Source organism: Bacteroides luhongzhouii (genome assembly GCF_009193295.2).
Classification (GTDB): domain Bacteria; phylum Bacteroidota; class Bacteroidia; order Bacteroidales; family Bacteroidaceae; genus Bacteroides; species Bacteroides luhongzhouii.
Genome location: NZ_CP059973.1, coordinates 2146214 through 2163614, shown reverse-complemented (window position 1 = coordinate 2163614; position 17401 = coordinate 2146214). Strand labels below are relative to the sequence as shown.

At 40.8% G+C, this 17401-nt stretch carries 10 protein-coding genes; all 10 read right to left on the bottom strand.

Going from position 1 to position 17401, the window contains the following annotated elements:
- Nucleotides 1-32: 32 nt before the first annotated feature.
- Nucleotides 33-1589, bottom strand: coding sequence for a hypothetical protein (locus GD631_RS07780; RefSeq protein ID WP_143257056.1), 1557 nt, complete (start codon nt 1587-1589; stop codon nt 33-35).
- A 388-nt stretch (nt 1590-1977) separates the two neighbouring features.
- The gene (locus GD631_RS07775) at nt 1978-3516 is read right to left on the bottom strand and encodes a hypothetical protein (protein ID WP_143257055.1); all 1539 of its coding nucleotides are present in this window, start codon (nt 3514-3516) and stop codon (nt 1978-1980) included.
- Between the two features lie 28 nt (nt 3517-3544).
- Complete coding sequence (locus GD631_RS07770; RefSeq protein ID WP_004310456.1) at nt 3545-4156, bottom strand: fasciclin domain-containing protein; 612 nt, start codon at nt 4154-4156, stop codon at nt 3545-3547.
- Between the two features lie 13 nt (nt 4157-4169).
- Entirely contained in the window at nt 4170-5639 is a 1470-nt protein-coding gene (locus GD631_RS07765; RefSeq protein WP_143257054.1) for a RagB/SusD family nutrient uptake outer membrane protein, read from the bottom strand.
- Nucleotides 5640-5652: 13 nt separating this feature from the next.
- Nucleotides 5653-8790, bottom strand: a complete 3138-nt coding sequence (locus GD631_RS07760; RefSeq protein ID WP_143257053.1) for a SusC/RagA family TonB-linked outer membrane protein — start codon at nt 8788-8790, stop codon at nt 5653-5655.
- Between the two features lie 336 nt (nt 8791-9126).
- Nucleotides 9127-13152 carry a hybrid sensor histidine kinase/response regulator transcription factor gene (locus GD631_RS07755; RefSeq protein ID WP_143257052.1) on the bottom strand — a complete coding sequence of 1342 codons (4026 nt, stop codon included), beginning with the start codon at nt 13150-13152 and terminating at the stop codon, nt 9127-9129.
- 109 nt (nt 13153-13261) lie between these two features.
- Nucleotides 13262-14161, bottom strand: a complete 900-nt coding sequence (locus GD631_RS07750; protein ID WP_143257051.1) for an AraC family transcriptional regulator — start codon at nt 14159-14161, stop codon at nt 13262-13264.
- A 142-nt stretch (nt 14162-14303) separates the two neighbouring features.
- Nucleotides 14304-15458, bottom strand: coding sequence for a lactaldehyde reductase (gene fucO / locus GD631_RS07745; protein WP_143257050.1), 1155 nt, complete (start codon nt 15456-15458; stop codon nt 14304-14306).
- Between the two features lie 19 nt (nt 15459-15477).
- Nucleotides 15478-16287, bottom strand: coding sequence for a rhamnulose-1-phosphate aldolase (gene rhaD / locus GD631_RS07740; RefSeq protein ID WP_143257049.1), 810 nt, complete (start codon nt 16285-16287; stop codon nt 15478-15480).
- Between the two features lie 92 nt (nt 16288-16379).
- Entirely contained in the window at nt 16380-17399 is a 1020-nt protein-coding gene (rhaT, locus tag GD631_RS07735; protein WP_143257048.1) for an L-rhamnose/proton symporter RhaT, read from the bottom strand.
- Nucleotides 17400-17401: the final 2 nt, after the last annotated feature.

Sequence of the window (17401 nt, the reverse complement as noted above, 5' to 3'; positions counted from 1 at the left end):
TTCCTATTTGTCTTTTAATGGTTTACGTTGATCTACTGAACCGATTTGGTATCATAATAGTCAATCAATGAATAAACAGCAAGATTCAACTGCCGCATCTGCGACAGGAAAGATTCATAAGGTTCGTATTCGATGGAAACGACTCCTTTATTGGACGCTTTCCCATCCGAACCGTATCCATCATTATACTCAAAGTGTACCCAACCCACACAATTCCGGGTTTCAAGTAAACGAAGACAGAAGTTCTGATAAAACTCACCTCTGTTTTTCTGTGTACGTACCAACCATCCACCTCCTTCGGTATTGGCATATCCAGTTCCTTGATAACCGGCATCTTCCGCTTTCGTATAGAACTCCGAAACCAAAAAAGGTTTCGCTCCACACCATGCTTTCAGGTTCGCCAAGAAATCTGCCTCCGGTTGCCAACGTGCATAATAGTTGACGGAAACAAGATCGCAATAACGGGCACAAGCTTCCACCACTTTCTGATTGTATTTGCTCCAGTCATGCAAACGTGTTCCCAAAATCAAATGCTCTTTATCATACTTCCTGACGGTGGCAGTAGTCAACTGATAATAATAATCGGCAACCATGCCCCGGAAGTCTTCCTGATTTTTCTTGGTGATCGCTCCGACAGAAGTTATACCGTTATCCCGCATGAACTTTTCTGCATACTCCCGGGCAGCTTTATAGCGTTCGGGCAGGGACAAGAAATGTTTCAGATCAATTCCCCGCAAAGGGTCAGTATTCTGATAACTGGCAAACGGCAATTCATTGTCAAGATAGAAGCCGATAAAATGCTTGTCGCCGGCAAATAAAGCCGACTTCTCTTGTACGAGACGATCTATGTACGTAGCAAATGTGGGTTCAAAAAGAAGAACTAAGCGATTATACTTGTCATCATCAAACGCATAGCCCAAATTCTTACTCATATCCCACATAAAGGTACGGAGCAGATACAGATTCTCTGCATAAGCAATCTTTTGCGTCTTAGGCGTCAACAAGTTAACACGTACTGCAGCAGGAAATACTTCAATACGGTTTGAACCATACGAAATATAGTTTATATGATTGTCTGCCAACAGTTTGCCTGTCTCTTCACTCCATCGTGCCTCACTACCGTATCGAGTACTGAAAGCCTTCTTATGAGCAGTAGATTCTCCCGGACGAACATGCTGAATTCCATGAATGATAACAGCTCCATTATCCGGATCCAGCAAATAAGAACGGTCGCCACAACTAGCCACTCGGAAAAAACCTTCTTTTCCAACCACAGATGAAGGTTGCAAACCGATTCGTCCTCCCCATGCAGTCCGGCTATAACCCGAAGAGGGAGTATACCAATTCATATTATCAATGATACGGGTTTCCCTTGAATCTGCTGTTGTCCATGCCTGGAAAGTTCCGTTCTGCCATTTCCGGTATTCTACATTCATAAAAGTATATTCATCTTTTTCCAAAGGAGTATCTCCTCCTTCCGGTTTCAAAGGTTCTATTTCGTTGGAAGAGGAGGAACAACCAAGCGTTAACTGCATCAGTCCGACCAAAGATAAAAAGAGGAAATACTTATATATTATATGTTTTCTCATATTACTTTCAGCTACTGCACATTATTACTTAACCAATGTGCTTGTTATCAATCGCATCTTTCGTATATTCTATCTAAGTTCACCGGGATAGCTGTTAATAACTCTCGCATTGACTATTAATAGAAAAGTTATCCTCCACTAGGAGAGAACTTCCTTCCCTCTTGTTGCAAACTTCTTTTATCCTTATTATAAACTATAAACGCAAGCTTTATTTTTATAATTGCAAGCTTTGTTTTTATAAACGCAACTTGCATTTATAAAAACGTAAGCTTCGTTTATAGTTTGTATCGAACAGAAAACAACTTTATTCCCAATGAAAGGGAAGTTTAGTCTTAATAGAAAAGAAGTTTTCTATTAAGACTTCAGGCAGTAGGTAATACTACCCTGTTTACTTCTTTTTAGGGAATTTGATTTCAACAGTCGCAATCTGCTTCATCGTATTATTATCCATCTTGCCAGAAACATCAAGCACTTTTATAACACCGTATCTTTCTCCACCAGCACTTGAGGCACCACCGGTCTTAAATCCAATCACACTACCGACAAAATTATCAATTGTCATATACACTTTCTGATCAGCATTTCCTTTCAAATATTCATTCTGAATAGAAGAACGGGAAGCTGTATCATAATCAAAATCCGCAGGGAATAGGACATATTTAGTCATATTCTTTGCCGGTAAATTACTCAAAGTCTTTCCATCTGATCCTTTATATAAAGGATTTTTACTTTCTACATTTTCCATAGAATAAAAACGGAAAGAAAGAACACCACTATTAGAATTTATAAAGAACTTTATATCAACATTCCTAGCGCTTTCCACACTGGAAATGGCTTCATCCACCGAATACGTCTTCATATCCTTCAATGAAATCAGAGCGAACGGTTCTGCATTTGCCAAAACTTGGCTACCGACTTTGAGCTGGACAACTTCCATATTCACATAAGTTCTTACGATCCCTACTACTTCTTTACCCTCTCGACCGTCAGAAACAACCACTTTTAATTGAGATGTTTCTTCTGTTAATTGTACTTTAGGTGTATAATCAAAGTTCTTATTGTCACCACCTATCTCCTCACGGAAAATTTCTGTACTTATACCATTTTCCACTCGGGATATAGCCACATATTTTACGCCACGAACCGATTCAATATGCATTGGAACTTCTGTATCTACTCCTTCATCAGTAGTAATAAGTTCTTTACTTAAAGTCAATACAGGAACCGGAACTGTCTTATATGACACCTGCAAAGTAGAAATGGTGATATTACCATATATATCTTCTGCTTTCACTTTAAAGCCCTTATCACCTTCTTTATATTCTATCAATTCATCATACTCATACGTTTTGTCACCATTCAGTATATCACCACCTTTCGATGTTTGTCCATCTACAGAAACTAAGAATCTTTCTACTTTCTTCAAGCCTGCTTCCGAAATAATTTTAAAAGTGGTACGAGGCATTACCGGATTTTCATCCATCTCATCATATACAATCTCTTCCGGATCGAATGTTATGACAGGACGTGCCATTACATCGGTAACAGCAATTGGTAAAGTCCCACTCGTAACATGATTCAGTTTATCCGTAGCCTCAATTATAAAGGCTTCGTAGTTAGCATTATATTCCAAGTTTTCAGAGAGACTATAAGAATTGGGATTGAAAAAGTCGGTTACTGTTTTATATTCTGTCACTCCCTCTACTGTCTGCAATTTCATTGTCACACTCTGAAGTCCTGCCTGTGATTTAATAACAGCCACTACCGGCAGATTGTCTACTTTATTCAAATCAACGTCCAGTTGCTCCATAGGGAAATTGATCACAGGAGCCGCTGCATTAGGATCCAGACCATCATTATCGTCGCCACAGGCAGTAAAGCCCAAGCAAAGTCCTAATACTAATAAGGTATATATTTTACGAATCATAATTAGTTCTCTTTTTAATTAACTGTGGTTATTTGGAATATTTGCAATAGTTCTCAAATATATGAATCACACCATTTGTCGGCAGAATATTGCTAGTCTTAGCTTGCCGTTGCGGAGATTTTCCGTTGCTTCCGGTCTGATTCACCAGAATCTTACCTACTGCAGCCTGCCATGGATTTTTCCATACAGACATTGTCATCAATCCAGTCTCACCTTTCAGCATAGTCAAGACGAACATCGGTTCTACCTGTAATTGCCCATAAGAACTATATTCTCCATCTACAATATGATAAAGCAACATATTCTTCACCTTTTCTTTATCACAATCTGTAATGGAAGCTACACCAGCAAATTCATTCTCCCGATAAAGCTGCATACCGGCATTATTCAAAGCCAGAAAAGTATATTTATTATCAGTCTGTGTATAATAGTCCTTCAAGCCTGTATATTCAATAGCTGCTATCAACTCCGAGAACATATCTTTGTGATCCTGAAAATATTCCCACGCTGTCACTTTTACATACGGATCATCCACCGAAGGCTCATAATCATAGTTCTTTTGCAAGTCCAGATCACAACCGGTCAATGCCAAAATTGTCCAACAAAAGAAAAGAGTCTTATATAATATTGTCTTTTTCATTGCTTCTACCTTTTTAGTTGTTAGTATTACCATAATACGTATTCTGCACAATCTTCGGATTTTCCAAGATATGTGAATAATGGATCGGGAAAAGTTCATTGCCGTCCTGCTCCATTCCGTTAATCGGTTTCATCACTTCCTTCCACTTTCCTGTACGCAGCAAATCAAACCAACGGCGTCCTTCTCCGGCTAACTCCACCTGACGTTCACGCAAGATATAATTGACCACCTCTTCTTCTGAAGCAAAATCATTCTCAGTCAGTGTATTCAATCCGGCACGGTCACGTACAGTTTTTACTAAATCCAAAGCTTCCCCCCATTTTCCCTGATGAGCACGAGCTTCAGCTTGCAACAACATCATATCTGTGTAACGATAGATTGGATAGGCTACTTCGCATGTCTTATTCAAAGAGTTACTGATGTCACCTGCCATATATTTACGCAATTCATTTCCATTTTGATAATTCTTCACTGTATAATCTTTGCGTAAATCACCTTTCATATCCTTTTCATCAAAGATGCTCATAAACTTATCAGACATGACTGCCGCACGGTTTCCTGAACCGGAAAACCATTGATACATATAACTGTAACCATTCGTGCCGACTTCATCCATATTGAAATGAACAAGGAAAATAAACTCTCTGGAGTTATATTCATCATTTTCCGGTGTATCATCAGAAGGTTTATTGGTCAGTTCTTCCGTAAACATGGTATGCCAAGTAGAAATGTTAGGTTCGAAGTCTACAAAACGACCGCCCTTTTTGGAAGCAATAGTCGCCATCTTGTCAATTGTTTGATCGGCCAGATTATATTCTTCGTTCCACATATAAGCATCCGCCATGATGGCCCATACGCCACAAATAGAAATACGTTTGCGTTCATAGTTCTTGTTGCGGTTTATCAGTCCTTCCGCTTTCTTCAGATCCGGAAGAATGACATGTTCCAAAATGTAGTTTTTATCCGTACGCTCTTTATAGATCGCTTCTGAATACTTTTCTGTAGGTTCTGTAAACAAAGGTACATCTCCCCAAACACGGATAGCGTAGAAATAGGCCAAAGCACGCAACGCATAAGCTTGTCCGAGATAGTCATTTCGGTCTGCCACATCAGGCATACTGATATTAGGAATATATTTAATAGCCAGATTTGCCTGGTTAATCATCTGATACAGAGTCGTCCACTTTGCGCATTTCTCGTCCGTAGACATCAGGTTGTTGATAACACGTGCCTGATCGGCCATTACCGGTGCTCCGGGAGCTACATTATCCGAACGGAACTCCCCCCAATAGAAGTAGTTCTCCCGTAAAGTGGAACGTAACAATCCATAGATTTCATTTATACCTGCCTTAGCGTCACGGGCAGTCTGCCACATGTCACCTGCCGGAATTTCACTTACCGGTTCCTCATTCAGAAAGTCTGAACAGCTATTCAATGATAGAGCCAGGCATACAGCTCCAACAAAATATTTAATATTCTTCATACGATATCTTCAATTAAAAGTTTGCAGAAAAACCAATACCATATTCTCTCTTTCTCGGATAACGGTAAGAGTCTTTACCTACCTGCAAAGGATTGCTGGTAGAGAATTCCGGATCGAATCCCGAGTAGTTGGTCCATGTCAAGGCGTTGTTTACAAAAGCATAGATATTTATATTCTTCAACATCAGCTTCTTTATCCAGTTTTCAGGAAGATCGTAGGCTACACGTATGTTCTGCAAACGGATAAATGAAGCGTCTTCCAGATAGAACGAGTTACCCATGCGGGCATTGTTGAATTCATCATTATACGGACGCGGATAGATGGCCTGATCGCCCGGATGCAACCACATATTATGAATGACTTCCGGTGAAGGAGTGGTTCCGGTATATTTGAACATGTTACGATTGTGTTCGGCCGAATTATAAATCTGTCCTCCCAGTGAATAATAGAATCCCAGATACAGGCTTACATTTTTCCAAGTCACCGTTGTGTTCAAACCTCCGGTTACATCAGGCATGGCATTACCGATCACCATACGGTCATTATCATCAATCACACCGTCACGGGTTCCTTCCGGTTCCTCCCAGTTGTAATCTCCTCCACGGAACGGTTTACCGTTCGGCAATGTCTTTTGACGAATATTACCTGCATATTCCTTTCCATTCAATAAATACTTGTATTGGAATACGCCATTCTCAAACACCGGAGTCAACTGTTCCCATTTATCAGTGAAAGCATTCGATTCGTCGTATGCAAAGACACCCGCGCTTTTAAATCCGTAGAAGTCACCCACACGGCCACCTTCCTGCATCCACCAAATATCACCTTCCATATATGCCTTACCTTCAGACAATTTTTCAATACGGTTGATGTTTCTGGAGATATTGAAAGAAGCATTCCACTTCCAGTCCTTCGTGCGGATAATATCACCGGTAACAGCTATTTCAAAACCGCGGTTACTCATTTCACCGACATTGGTTTTCATATATGCAAAACCGGATTCTTTAGGCAACTGGTAGTTTGCCAGCAAACCGTCTGTATATTTATCGTAGTAATCGGCAGTGATTGTCAAACGACTATTCCAGAAATTCAGGTCCAGACCAAGGTTGAATTGTTTAGTTTCCTCCCATTTCAGATTGTCCTTACCAATACGAGTCGGAATAACGCCACCCACTCCGTCATAAATAGAATTCGGAGAATAAGAGTAGATATAGTCGTAGTTGCCGATTGCTTCGTTACCCGTGATACCGAAACTTGCACGGATCTTACCATCTTCGAGAAACTTTTTCGAGAATTTCATGAATTTCTCATCCGAGAAGCGCCATCCCACAGATACGGAAGGGAAATTACCCCATTTGTTCTCTTTGGCAAAACGAGAAGAACCGTCACGACGCATAATGGCATTGAGCAAATATCTTCCTTTATAATCATAAGTCACACGGGCAAAAATGGAAGCCATAGAGTGATTGCTTAATGTGGAGCCTGTAGATGACAAATCCAGGTTTGCGGCAAAAGCATTCATTGTATAGATAAAATCTGTAGACGAGTTTATCCCCACAAATGTTTCGTTTTCATAACGCCACTGCTGAGCGCTGACACCTACCATGGCCGTAAAATTATGATCTTTTATTTTGCGTGCATAAGTAAGGATGTCTTCATTCATCCAGTTCCAGTTCAAGTAATTATAAGAATAACCTTTATTCTGTTTCTGCCATTCATCAGTGATAAGACTCGGTTCGAGTTTTTTACGCTTATCCAGATAAAAATTGGCATTAATATTGGCTCTGAACTTCAAATACTTGTTGAATTTGATTTCAAAGAACTGGAAGAAGTTAGCCTTATAAGAATCAGTAAAGTCGGTGGTATAATTGACCTGCGCAATAGGGTTCTTCTGACCATTGAACACTCCGACCAGAGAGCCATCCGGATAATAAGTATTGAAATAAGGACGACGAGTCAATACTGCGCTCAATAAAGTACCTTCATTCAGACCTTTCTTTTTAGAATAAGTCAAAGAAATACGGCTACCCATATTCATCCAGTCTGTCGGTGAATAATCGGAGTTGATACGAGTATTCAATCTCTGGAAACCGGTATTGGAAATAATACCCTTCTCGTTATAATAACCGGTATTGATGAAATATTTCAGTTTCTTTGTACCACCACCTACACTGATATCCACCTGGTCTTTTTGTGCAGTGCTTGTAATCATGTCCAAATAATCGTTATCCACATTAAAGAAAGAGTTCAACGGATCATTCAGTATATCACTACTTTCATCCGGATTACCTCCGCCGTATGTTTCAAAATACTCTTTACGATATTGGTCGTACAACAAACGTTCTTTACGGTTTGCCTGTGGCACCTTGTGAGACAATGTACCCCATGAGTGATTATACTTGATATCAATACGGGCTTTACCTTCCTGACCACTTTTGGTAGTGATGATAATCACCCCGTTCGCCGAACGGGAACCGTAGATAGCCGCAGAAGCGGCATCCTTCAAAATCTCCATAGAAGTAATATCATTGGTATTGATACCATCGATACTTTCCAAAGGAACACCGTCTACAATATAGAGAGGAGTCACTCCTTCGGCAGAGAAAGTGGAAGTACCACGGATTTTAATAGAAGAAGATTCACCGGGCTGTCCGGAACCGGACACAACCTGTACACCGGCAGTAGTACCCTGCAATGCTTCAAAAACATTGGTAGCCATTTTTTGCTCAATAGCCTCGCTTGAGATGGAAGTAATAGCTCCTGTTACATCACGCTTTTTCATCGTACCATAACCCACTACCACTACTTCGTCCAATAGCTTAGAGTTTTCTTCAAGCGTAATATTCATTGTTTTATCTTTCACTACTACATCTTTAGGGGTATATCCCATAAATGATACAGTCAAGGTAACTCCCTTCTTTGAAACATTCAATGAGAAATTACCATCTAAATCCGTAATTGTCCCATTAGATGTTCCTTTCTCCATCACGTTGGCGCCAGGCAAAGGAAATCCTGTTTTATCCACAATAACTCCCTTCACTGCAAACCCGCCTTGAGCATAAGTCGGATCAACAAGGAAAAAGAGACTCAAGGAAATCAAAAGGAACGACTGCAACAACCGCACTTTTGTCCTACTCTGCAAATTTTTCATAACTAGAATAAAATTAAATTGGTTAATTATCAAGGTTTTACTCACTACTTAATTAATTGGGGGAAATATATTGATTCTCTCCAATAAGATGTTATCTTTCTATTTGTTATACAAGTATTCGTCTTTCATAATACTATACAATAATTATTATATTAGAATAAAGATTACACAGTACCCGGTCTACCAAATAAAAGTGTGTGCGGACACACCCAATCAAAGAAAACTCAAGTACAAGCTGGCATTATCCAACGCCACAAAAGTATCGTATTTGAGCATATTGCACCCTATCGAATTGTTCGTTTTATCTAGTCTAAAAATTCAGATGACTTATTTCAATCACTTTACAGAGGGTTCGGAGGAGGTATTATGAGCTTTTCGATATTGCGTAGGAGCAATATCAAAAAGTTCTTTAAAGCATTTATTGAAGTATTGAGGATTTCCAAATCCTAACCGGTAAGCAATATCCGATATATTCATTTCCGGAGCATTCAGCAGAAAATATGCCGCTTTTTTCAGACGCAGGTTCATGATAAAATTATTTGGCGTACTTCCCGTGATACCTTTTATCTTCTGAAATAAGACAGTACGCCCTACCCCCATCTCACGTGAGAAGACATCTACACTAAATTCGGGATTTTCCATATTATCTTCTACCACCTGTGTCGCTTGTTCGATAAACTTTTGGTCGAGTTCATTCGTTGCAATCTTCTCTGCTTTGCTATCCAGCTGATGGGCATATTTATTCTGTAAGAGTCTGCGAGTATTAATCAGATTATTGCATTGCATAACCAACCGCCGCATATTAAATGGTTTTACCACATAAATATCCGCTCCAATTCTCAATCCTTCCAATTCGCGTTCCGGCGCACTAAGAGCTGTCAGAAGAACGACGGGGATATGGCAGGTTTCTATATTGTTCTTAATTTTGGCACATAATTCCGTTCCGGGCATTCCGGGCATCATGATATCCGAAATAACCAAATCAGGTTGCATCATTTTTACTTTCTCATACCCTTCTTCACCATCACTTGCAGTCTCAACCGTGTACAATGGAGAAAAGATATCTACAAGGATATTTCTGATTTCTTCATTATCATCAATAACCAATAGCTTGCAGTCAGTAGTCCCACTCTCACTTTGAGCCGACTGTACCTCCTTAACCAATAGTTCTTTATCTTCCGAATAATAAATATATTCCTTATCCTGCTCCGGTTCAACCCGGGCAACAGAAGAATCAAAGTGTGCATCCCCCTTTTTCAGAGTGACCTTAAAACATGAACCTTTCCCCAACTGACTCTCTACAGTTATGTCTCCCTGATGAGCTTTCACAATACCTTGACTTAAAGCCAATCCGATACCCGTTCCTCCATACTGTCCTATATTCTCAACCTGATAGAATCGTTCGAATATCTTCACGTAATCTTCCTCAGATATCCCCGCTCCATTGTCCGAAACGGAAAACATACATTCATCTGTTCCATCAGCCAGTTCCATACTGATACTTCCACCGTCTGAAGTATATTTAAAAGCATTCGACAACAGGTTATTAACCACTTTCTGTAGTTGCATACGATCTCCCCACACAAGACATTGCTCACATTCTGCATGCAAAACAAACGAAATATTCCTGTTAGCTGCCAATTCTTTGAACAAAACATAATGCTCTTCGAGTAGAGAATGTAAGTCAAATTGAGAAACTTTCAGTTTCAAAAGTCCCTGTTCCTGTTTACGGAAATCAAGTAACTCTGTTATCAATGATTTCAGGTTACCGGCATTTTTATGTATATTCAGTAGTTTCGAATAGGCATAGGTAGACAACTTACCGGAATTCAGCAGCAAATCAACCTGCCCCAGGATAAGGGTAATAGGGGTTCTGATTTCATGTGAGATATTAGTAAAGAAACGCAGTTTGGATTGGTTCATTTCTTCAATATACTGTTTCTCACGAAGTTCAAAGTCCAATGATGTTTTCAAGAATAAACGGATTCTATATTCTCTCACCACAAAGAATAGAATTGTCAGAATCACACATATATAAATGGTATAGGCCCACCAGGTGGCATAAAAAGGGGGTGTGATCGTTATATGAAGAGATCTGATTACTTCCGGAAAGTTCTTCAGCCTGATCTCAAAAACATAATCACCCGGAGATATATTCGTATAAGTAATATCATTTCCCAAACGATTCTCACTCCATTCATCATTAGAACCTATCAATCGATATTCTACCTCACCACCGCCGATGTGCAGAAAATTATCTGTCGAGAAACCGATAGAAAACACATTCTGCAAATAATTCAATTTAATCCGGTCGGTATAGGCAAAAGATTTATTTAGGATTCCGGTCTGATCGCCTGTGGTTATCTCTTTGTTATTGACATACAAATGCGCCAACTCCAAATCGTATATTTTCGGAGGATAAGACAAACTACTTTCGCGAATGGTAACCAAGCCGGTAGCTCCTCCCATATAAATATCATGATTGCGGGATACATGCATGGATTTCCGGTTGACAAGAGTCAGCGGGAATCCTGTTTTAGAATTGAAGTTTATCACTTTCCCGTCTTTCTGTTCCAACATTGACAATCCATGTCCCGTACCAATCAGCAAATTTCCGGAAGGTGTTTCGCCCAACACTCTGATATTTTCTCCCGACAATACGCTTTCAGAAGTATGTAAGCGAAACAAACGGTCTTTCTTATCCAACAAGAAAAGCCCGTTGCCATGTGTTCCTACCCAAATGTTTCCCTTTCGATCTTCATAGATGACATTGACCAGCTCTTTTTGAGATCTGACCTGCTTCTTCAGACTTATCCTATACGTTTCAAACCGCCCTTCATCAATCACATAAGCTACACAACCATCATCGGAAGCAAACCATAGCCGGTTTTTCGAATCAAGCAACAAAGTGTTATAATTATGTGTAAACAACTCCTTTTGATGAAGCAACACTTCAGTTTTTAAGGTCTGTTTATCCAAACTGACAACTGCTGATGTTGTGCCGACATATAACTTACGAGGAGTATCGGCCAAAGCAAACAGGGCTTCTCCCACACTTTCCTCTCCGAGCGGTTCGAGGTCATATATGTCATTCCGATAGTTATCAAGATGAAAACAGTTGACCTTATTTGTAAAGTCAGCGGCAATCCACAAACAGTTATTAACCTCATCAAAAACGACATCTTTCAGATAATCCGTACTAAAATGATATCCGGTATGCGCATTAAAATGCTTGAATGTTCCTTGTTCCGGTTGATATAAATCCAGCCCTCCTCCTTCAGTACATATCCATATGTTTCCGGATTTATCTTCCGCCATAGCACCCACCACCGGAAAAGACAATCCGGTGTCTGAAGCATGATAATGTACAAAATGTTGATATTCCGGGGAGAAGAAGTTCACACCGCCCCAATAGGTCCCCACCCAGACAGTTCCTTGTTTGTCTGTATAAAGAGAAGTCACCGAACGATTAGACATAGCCCCCACCCGGTTAGGATCCGCCTGATAATGATATATTTTACCGGTAGCCACTTCAATCTTGCTCAATCCACTTCTATAACCTACCCATATATTCCCTTCCAAATCCTGACATAACGCTCTTGCCATATCATCCCGGACCGTGTAAACACTCTTGTCATTATATTCATAGTGATGTATGACTGCACCTTGAGGTGAAAAACAGAAAACGCCATGATCCTGCGAACCGATCCAAATATTCTGATCGTTACTTTTTATCAGTTTCATCACCTTGACTCCGGGCAAATGAAGCGACATCGATCCACAAGTATCTACACGCATCACCCCACCATCCTTCAAAGCAACCCAAAGATTTCCTTCCGAACCTTCCACCATCGTCGGCCCACTATCCGGCAAATGTAAGTCCGCATACATTGGTTTCACGGAACGGGTATTCTTATCATACAAGAAGAGTTTTCCCCCTTCTGCAATCCACACTCCCAGCTTTCCTTTGGCAAGAGTGGAAGGAGAAGACACCGGAAGAATATAATATTTCTCCGTTTCAAGGTCGAACTGAAAAAGTCCGGTAGAAGTCAAGAGAAAAAGACTCCCCTGACCGTCTTCCACCATCTGAGTCACATATAAATTACCATAACTGATGGAGTCGTTATGAAAATGATTAAAGACTTTGATATGATTGCCATCGAAACAATTCAAACCATCCAGCGTGGCAATCCATATACGCGACTTCTCATCCTGGCAAATATCGCTCACCGTTATTTGCGACAATCCATCCTCCACACCTAATGTTCTGAACTTATATTCCTGTGATTGAAGAGGGGATACAAATCCAAAAAGAGATAGCAGAATAAGAAAATGGATATTAGATAGTTTTTGTCCGCGCATATCAAGAATGATGGTTTATAACACATTAATCTTACCACAAAAGTAACTGTTTTTATGATATTCCCAAAATCAGAACCCAATAACTAATAGATATGGAACTTCATCCTATTCATTCTTCCCGCCCGAACGAACGATACTCCAATGGAGTAAGCCCCGTACGTTTCTTGAAAAAAGAGAAAAAATATTCGGTTGACTGGAAACCTAGAAAAAAAGAAATCTCTTTTACTGACTGGGAAGTTCCGACCAACATTTGTTTAGCCTTACGAAGTTTCAATTCCTGAAAATATTTAGCCGGAGCATAGCCTGTATACTCCTTAAAAACACGTCGGAACCATGAATAACTAATATTAAGTCGCATAGCCAACTCTTCCGGGTCCACATTGCCGGCAACATTTTCATTCATAATGATTTTTGCCTGTTCAATCTTCTGATCCACGTCACTCATCTCAAAAAACTTATTCTTGGAAACAGAAAGAATCATTCCTATCATGTGGAGCACAATCCCGGAAAGATATTGTTGCGCGGAAATCTTATCTGCTTCGGCCACAGCAAGAGCACGGGAGAATAATGAGACCAACTCTTCATTAATGCCAATTTCCAGTATTTGTTGTTCTTGCGACAAAAAAGCATCATTAACAATGGCGTCTATCATAGGCCCCTCGAAACCGATATAATATTCCGTCCAACCAGTCTGCCGCAATGGGCGATAAGTATGCCATTGTCCGGGAAACAATACCATCAGCCGGCCTTTACAAACCTGCTTCTCGGAAGTAGAATCGGATGAAAACAAACCACGTCCCTTGGTGATATAAACCAATTGATACTCACGAAGCACTCTTCCTTTTTCCGCATTAAAGAAGTAACCGGAAGGATGCTCTTTCAACGGATAAGGTGAATCGGGAGGAATGGACTGATAGCCGACGGTATTTACCCACAGGCCGAATTTACGGTCCATGTCATTTACAATCAGATATTTAAATTCTAATCCTAAACTATTATCCTCGATCATATCAGTGTGTTTTCATGCAATTGAGTTGGACAAAAATAGACATTATTTTCAGAAAACACACGCCAGGATACAAAAAAACATCCGGAACGTACCTTCAGGTATCTCCGGATGTTTATCTGAGACAAACCCTATACAGCCAGATTTAGAAAGCTTTGCGATATAGAGCTTCGATATCTTCTATTGAAGTGGGACGAGGATTACCACCTGTGCAAACATCATTGAAAGCGGCTACAGCCAGTGCAGGAATATCTTCTTCCTTCACATTGATTTCATGTAATTTCTGCGGTATATTGATGCTGACAGAAAGTGCTTTCACCGCCTCAATGGCAGCTCTTACTCCCTCCGCTTCACTCATTCCGGCAGTGTCTACTCCCATTGCTTTCGCAATATGGATATATTTCGGTGCTGCCGGAGATTCAGCGTTGTATTCCATCACATACGGCAACAATAAGGCATTAGCTACTCCATGAGGAGTATCATAGAACGCACCTAACGGATGAGCCATCGAGTGAACAATTCCTAAACCGACATTCGAGAATCCCATACCGGCAATATATTGTGCCTGTGACATAGCTTCGCGGGCTGCCACATCTTTACCATTATCCACAGCTGCCTTCAAGTTTTGAGCAATCATTTCAATGGCTTTCAATTCGAACATATCGCTCATTACCCAGGCACCCGGAGTGATATAACTTTCGATGGCATGAGTCAAAGCATCCATACCTGTAGCAGCAGTCAGTCCTTTTGGCATTGAGTACATCAGTTCGGGGTCTACGATAGCTACGGCAGGAATATCGTTCGGATCTACACAAACCATTTTCTTGCGGGCATCTTCATCAATAATCACGTAATTGATAGTTACCTCGGCAGCTGTTCCGGCAGTAGTAGGCAGCGCGAAAGTAGGCACCGCTTTATGTTTGGTATCGGCTACCCCTTCCAGAGATTTCACGTCTGCAAAATCCGGATTGTTCACAACAATACCGATTCCTTTGGCAGTATCGATGGAAGAGCCGCCGCCCAAAGCAACGATAAAATCGGCTCCGGAGGCTTTGTATGCAGCCACACCGTTTTGTACATTTGCAATAGTGGGATTAGCTTTTACATCACTATAAAGTTCGTAAGGAATCTGGTTCTCATCAAATACTTTAATGATTTCGGCAGCCACCCCAAACTTGATCAGGTCTTTATCCGTTACAAAAAAGGCTTTCTTAAAGCCACGTCTGGCTGCTTCCACAGCAATAACACTACGGCATCCGGCACCGAAGTAAGAAGTTTCATTTAAAATAATGCGATTCATAATTGTGCTATTTGTTGTTTTATTTAGGAAGATTGAAAGCTACTGACATTTCTTTCATCTGTTCCTGACTCATACCATCCGGTTCGAAGCCCATATTTTTAGCTGCGATATAAATCAGAGCCGACTTATTGAGTACGTCAATCTGATCGAACGCCTGCATCGCATCGCAATCTACCGCAAATACGCCATGCTTCTCCCACATCACAACATCGTAGTCCTGCAGTTCTTTGATGGTAGCTTCAGCCAATTCCACTGAGCTAGGCAATTGATAAGGAATGATACCCAAACCACGCGGGCAGAATGCCTTTGTTTCAGGAATCATACTCCACAACAGATTGGTAGCCACATCTTTTTCCAGAAACTTCGGACAATGTGTCATAGCAATCAGTTCAATCGGATGTGTATGTACAGATGCCTTATAAGGAGAGTTTTTGCTCAACAGGTCATTGTGTACGCTCAAGTGAGAAGGCAGTTCCGATGTCGGAGCTACAGCTTCATCCGCAATAATCACATAGCTGGCACAGTCATCCAGGATACGGATTACCGAACCATTTTCCATCGGCCAGCGGGCTAAATCACGCATGCGTTTATTAGTTCCCTTGCAGTAGAAATAGCAGCCTTTCAGATAAGGAAGAGTCACACCGATAGATTTTACTTCGCTGATCGGCTTCATCTGACGGATTTCATCGTCTACAAACTCTGTGATATTAACAGTGATATTACCACCATTACGTTCAGCCCATCCTTTTTGCCACAAGTATCCGGCAACTTCTGCTACCTTGTTTACTTCTTTGGCAAGTGCCGGACGATTCTCTAAAATTGATTTCATTATATATATATTTTAATTAGGCACGGATTACACGGATTTTGTCGCAAGTTATAAAAAAACTGCGTAATCCGTGTAATCCGTTCTTGATTTTTTTAAAACAAATTTGGGAACACTAAAGAGAAGACAAGTACGATCAGACCAGCTATCAGCACAGTTATGGTCTTGTTTGACACACCTTTCCATTCTTTCAGAATTATTCCCCAAACATTACTAAAAGTTACATTCAATGCCATCAGGATACACCAGGAGAAAGCCAACAGTACCGGGCTTTCCGTAAGAAAGCTCTTACCCATTTCCAGCCCGAAGAACTGCATATACCATAGTACACCAGCCAATGCACAGAATACTAGATTATTGCCCCACACTTTTCCTTTAGCATAGTCACCCATCGATTTATTAGCCACATTCTGTTGCAAACAGTAAGCTGCATTTGTCAGGAAGCCGCCAAACGTAACCAGGAAGATAACCGGAAGACCAGCATAAAGTCCTTCCACTCCACCAGCCAAAGCGGCTTCTTTAATAGGTGTTCCTGCATCCAGTCCCAAAGCAAAGCAGGCACTCATGACACCAGCCAAGAGTGCGACCAGTAACCCTTTTGTCAACGCAAAGTCTTTTACGGCAGCACGTTTTTCTTCTTCACTCATGTTTTGTGCACGCAAACTACCGGCATACCCGATAATAGCAATACCTGCCAACGTGATGCAAACACCCAATAAAAGAATCAGCCCGTTACCTTCAAACAAATTTGTACCAGCAAAAAGAGCCGGAAGAAGGGTACCGAAACCGGCACAAGTACCCAGTGAGATACTTTGTCCGAGCGCAACACCCAAATAGCGCATGGAAAGTCCGAAAGTCAAACCTCCTACTCCCCACAATATACCATAAAAGATGCTCATTCCAGCACCTCCCGCTCCCCACAAGTCGAACAAACTGCTCTCTTGGGGTACACCCAGCAGTGAACCCAGGAACGGGAACACTAACCAGGCAAATACACCTTGTATTAACCAGAAGCTTTCCCAGCTCCATTCCTTTACCTTCTTAATAGGTACATAAGAACTGGACTGGCAAAAGCTACCGATAGCTATAATCAATAAGCCGATTAAGATTTCCATAA

Bases quoted from the DNA above. Each gene is read 5' to 3' on its own strand.
- fucO (WP_143257050.1), bottom strand. From the start codon at position 15,458: ATGAATCGCATTATTTTAAATGAAACTTCTTACTTCGGTGCCGGATGC.
- GD631_RS07780 (WP_143257056.1), bottom strand. From the start codon at position 1,589: ATGAGAAAACATATAATATATAAGTATTTCCTCTTTTTATCTTTGGTC.
- GD631_RS07770 (WP_004310456.1), bottom strand. From the start codon at position 4,156: ATGAAAAAGACAATATTATATAAGACTCTTTTCTTTTGTTGGACAATT.
- GD631_RS07755 (WP_143257052.1), bottom strand. From the start codon at position 13,152: ATGCGCGGACAAAAACTATCTAATATCCATTTTCTTATTCTGCTATCT.
- rhaT (WP_143257048.1), bottom strand. From the start codon at position 17,399: ATGGAAATCTTAATCGGCTTATTGATTATAGCTATCGGTAGCTTTTGC.
- GD631_RS07760 (WP_143257053.1), bottom strand. From the start codon at position 8,790: ATGAAAAATTTGCAGAGTAGGACAAAAGTGCGGTTGTTGCAGTCGTTC.
- GD631_RS07750 (WP_143257051.1), bottom strand. From the start codon at position 14,161: ATGATCGAGGATAATAGTTTAGGATTAGAATTTAAATATCTGATTGTA.
- GD631_RS07765 (WP_143257054.1), bottom strand. From the start codon at position 5,639: ATGAAGAATATTAAATATTTTGTTGGAGCTGTATGCCTGGCTCTATCA.
- GD631_RS07775 (WP_143257055.1), bottom strand. From the start codon at position 3,516: ATGATTCGTAAAATATATACCTTATTAGTATTAGGACTTTGCTTGGGC.
- rhaD (WP_143257049.1), bottom strand. From the start codon at position 16,287: ATGAAATCAATTTTAGAGAATCGTCCGGCACTTGCCAAAGAAGTAAAC.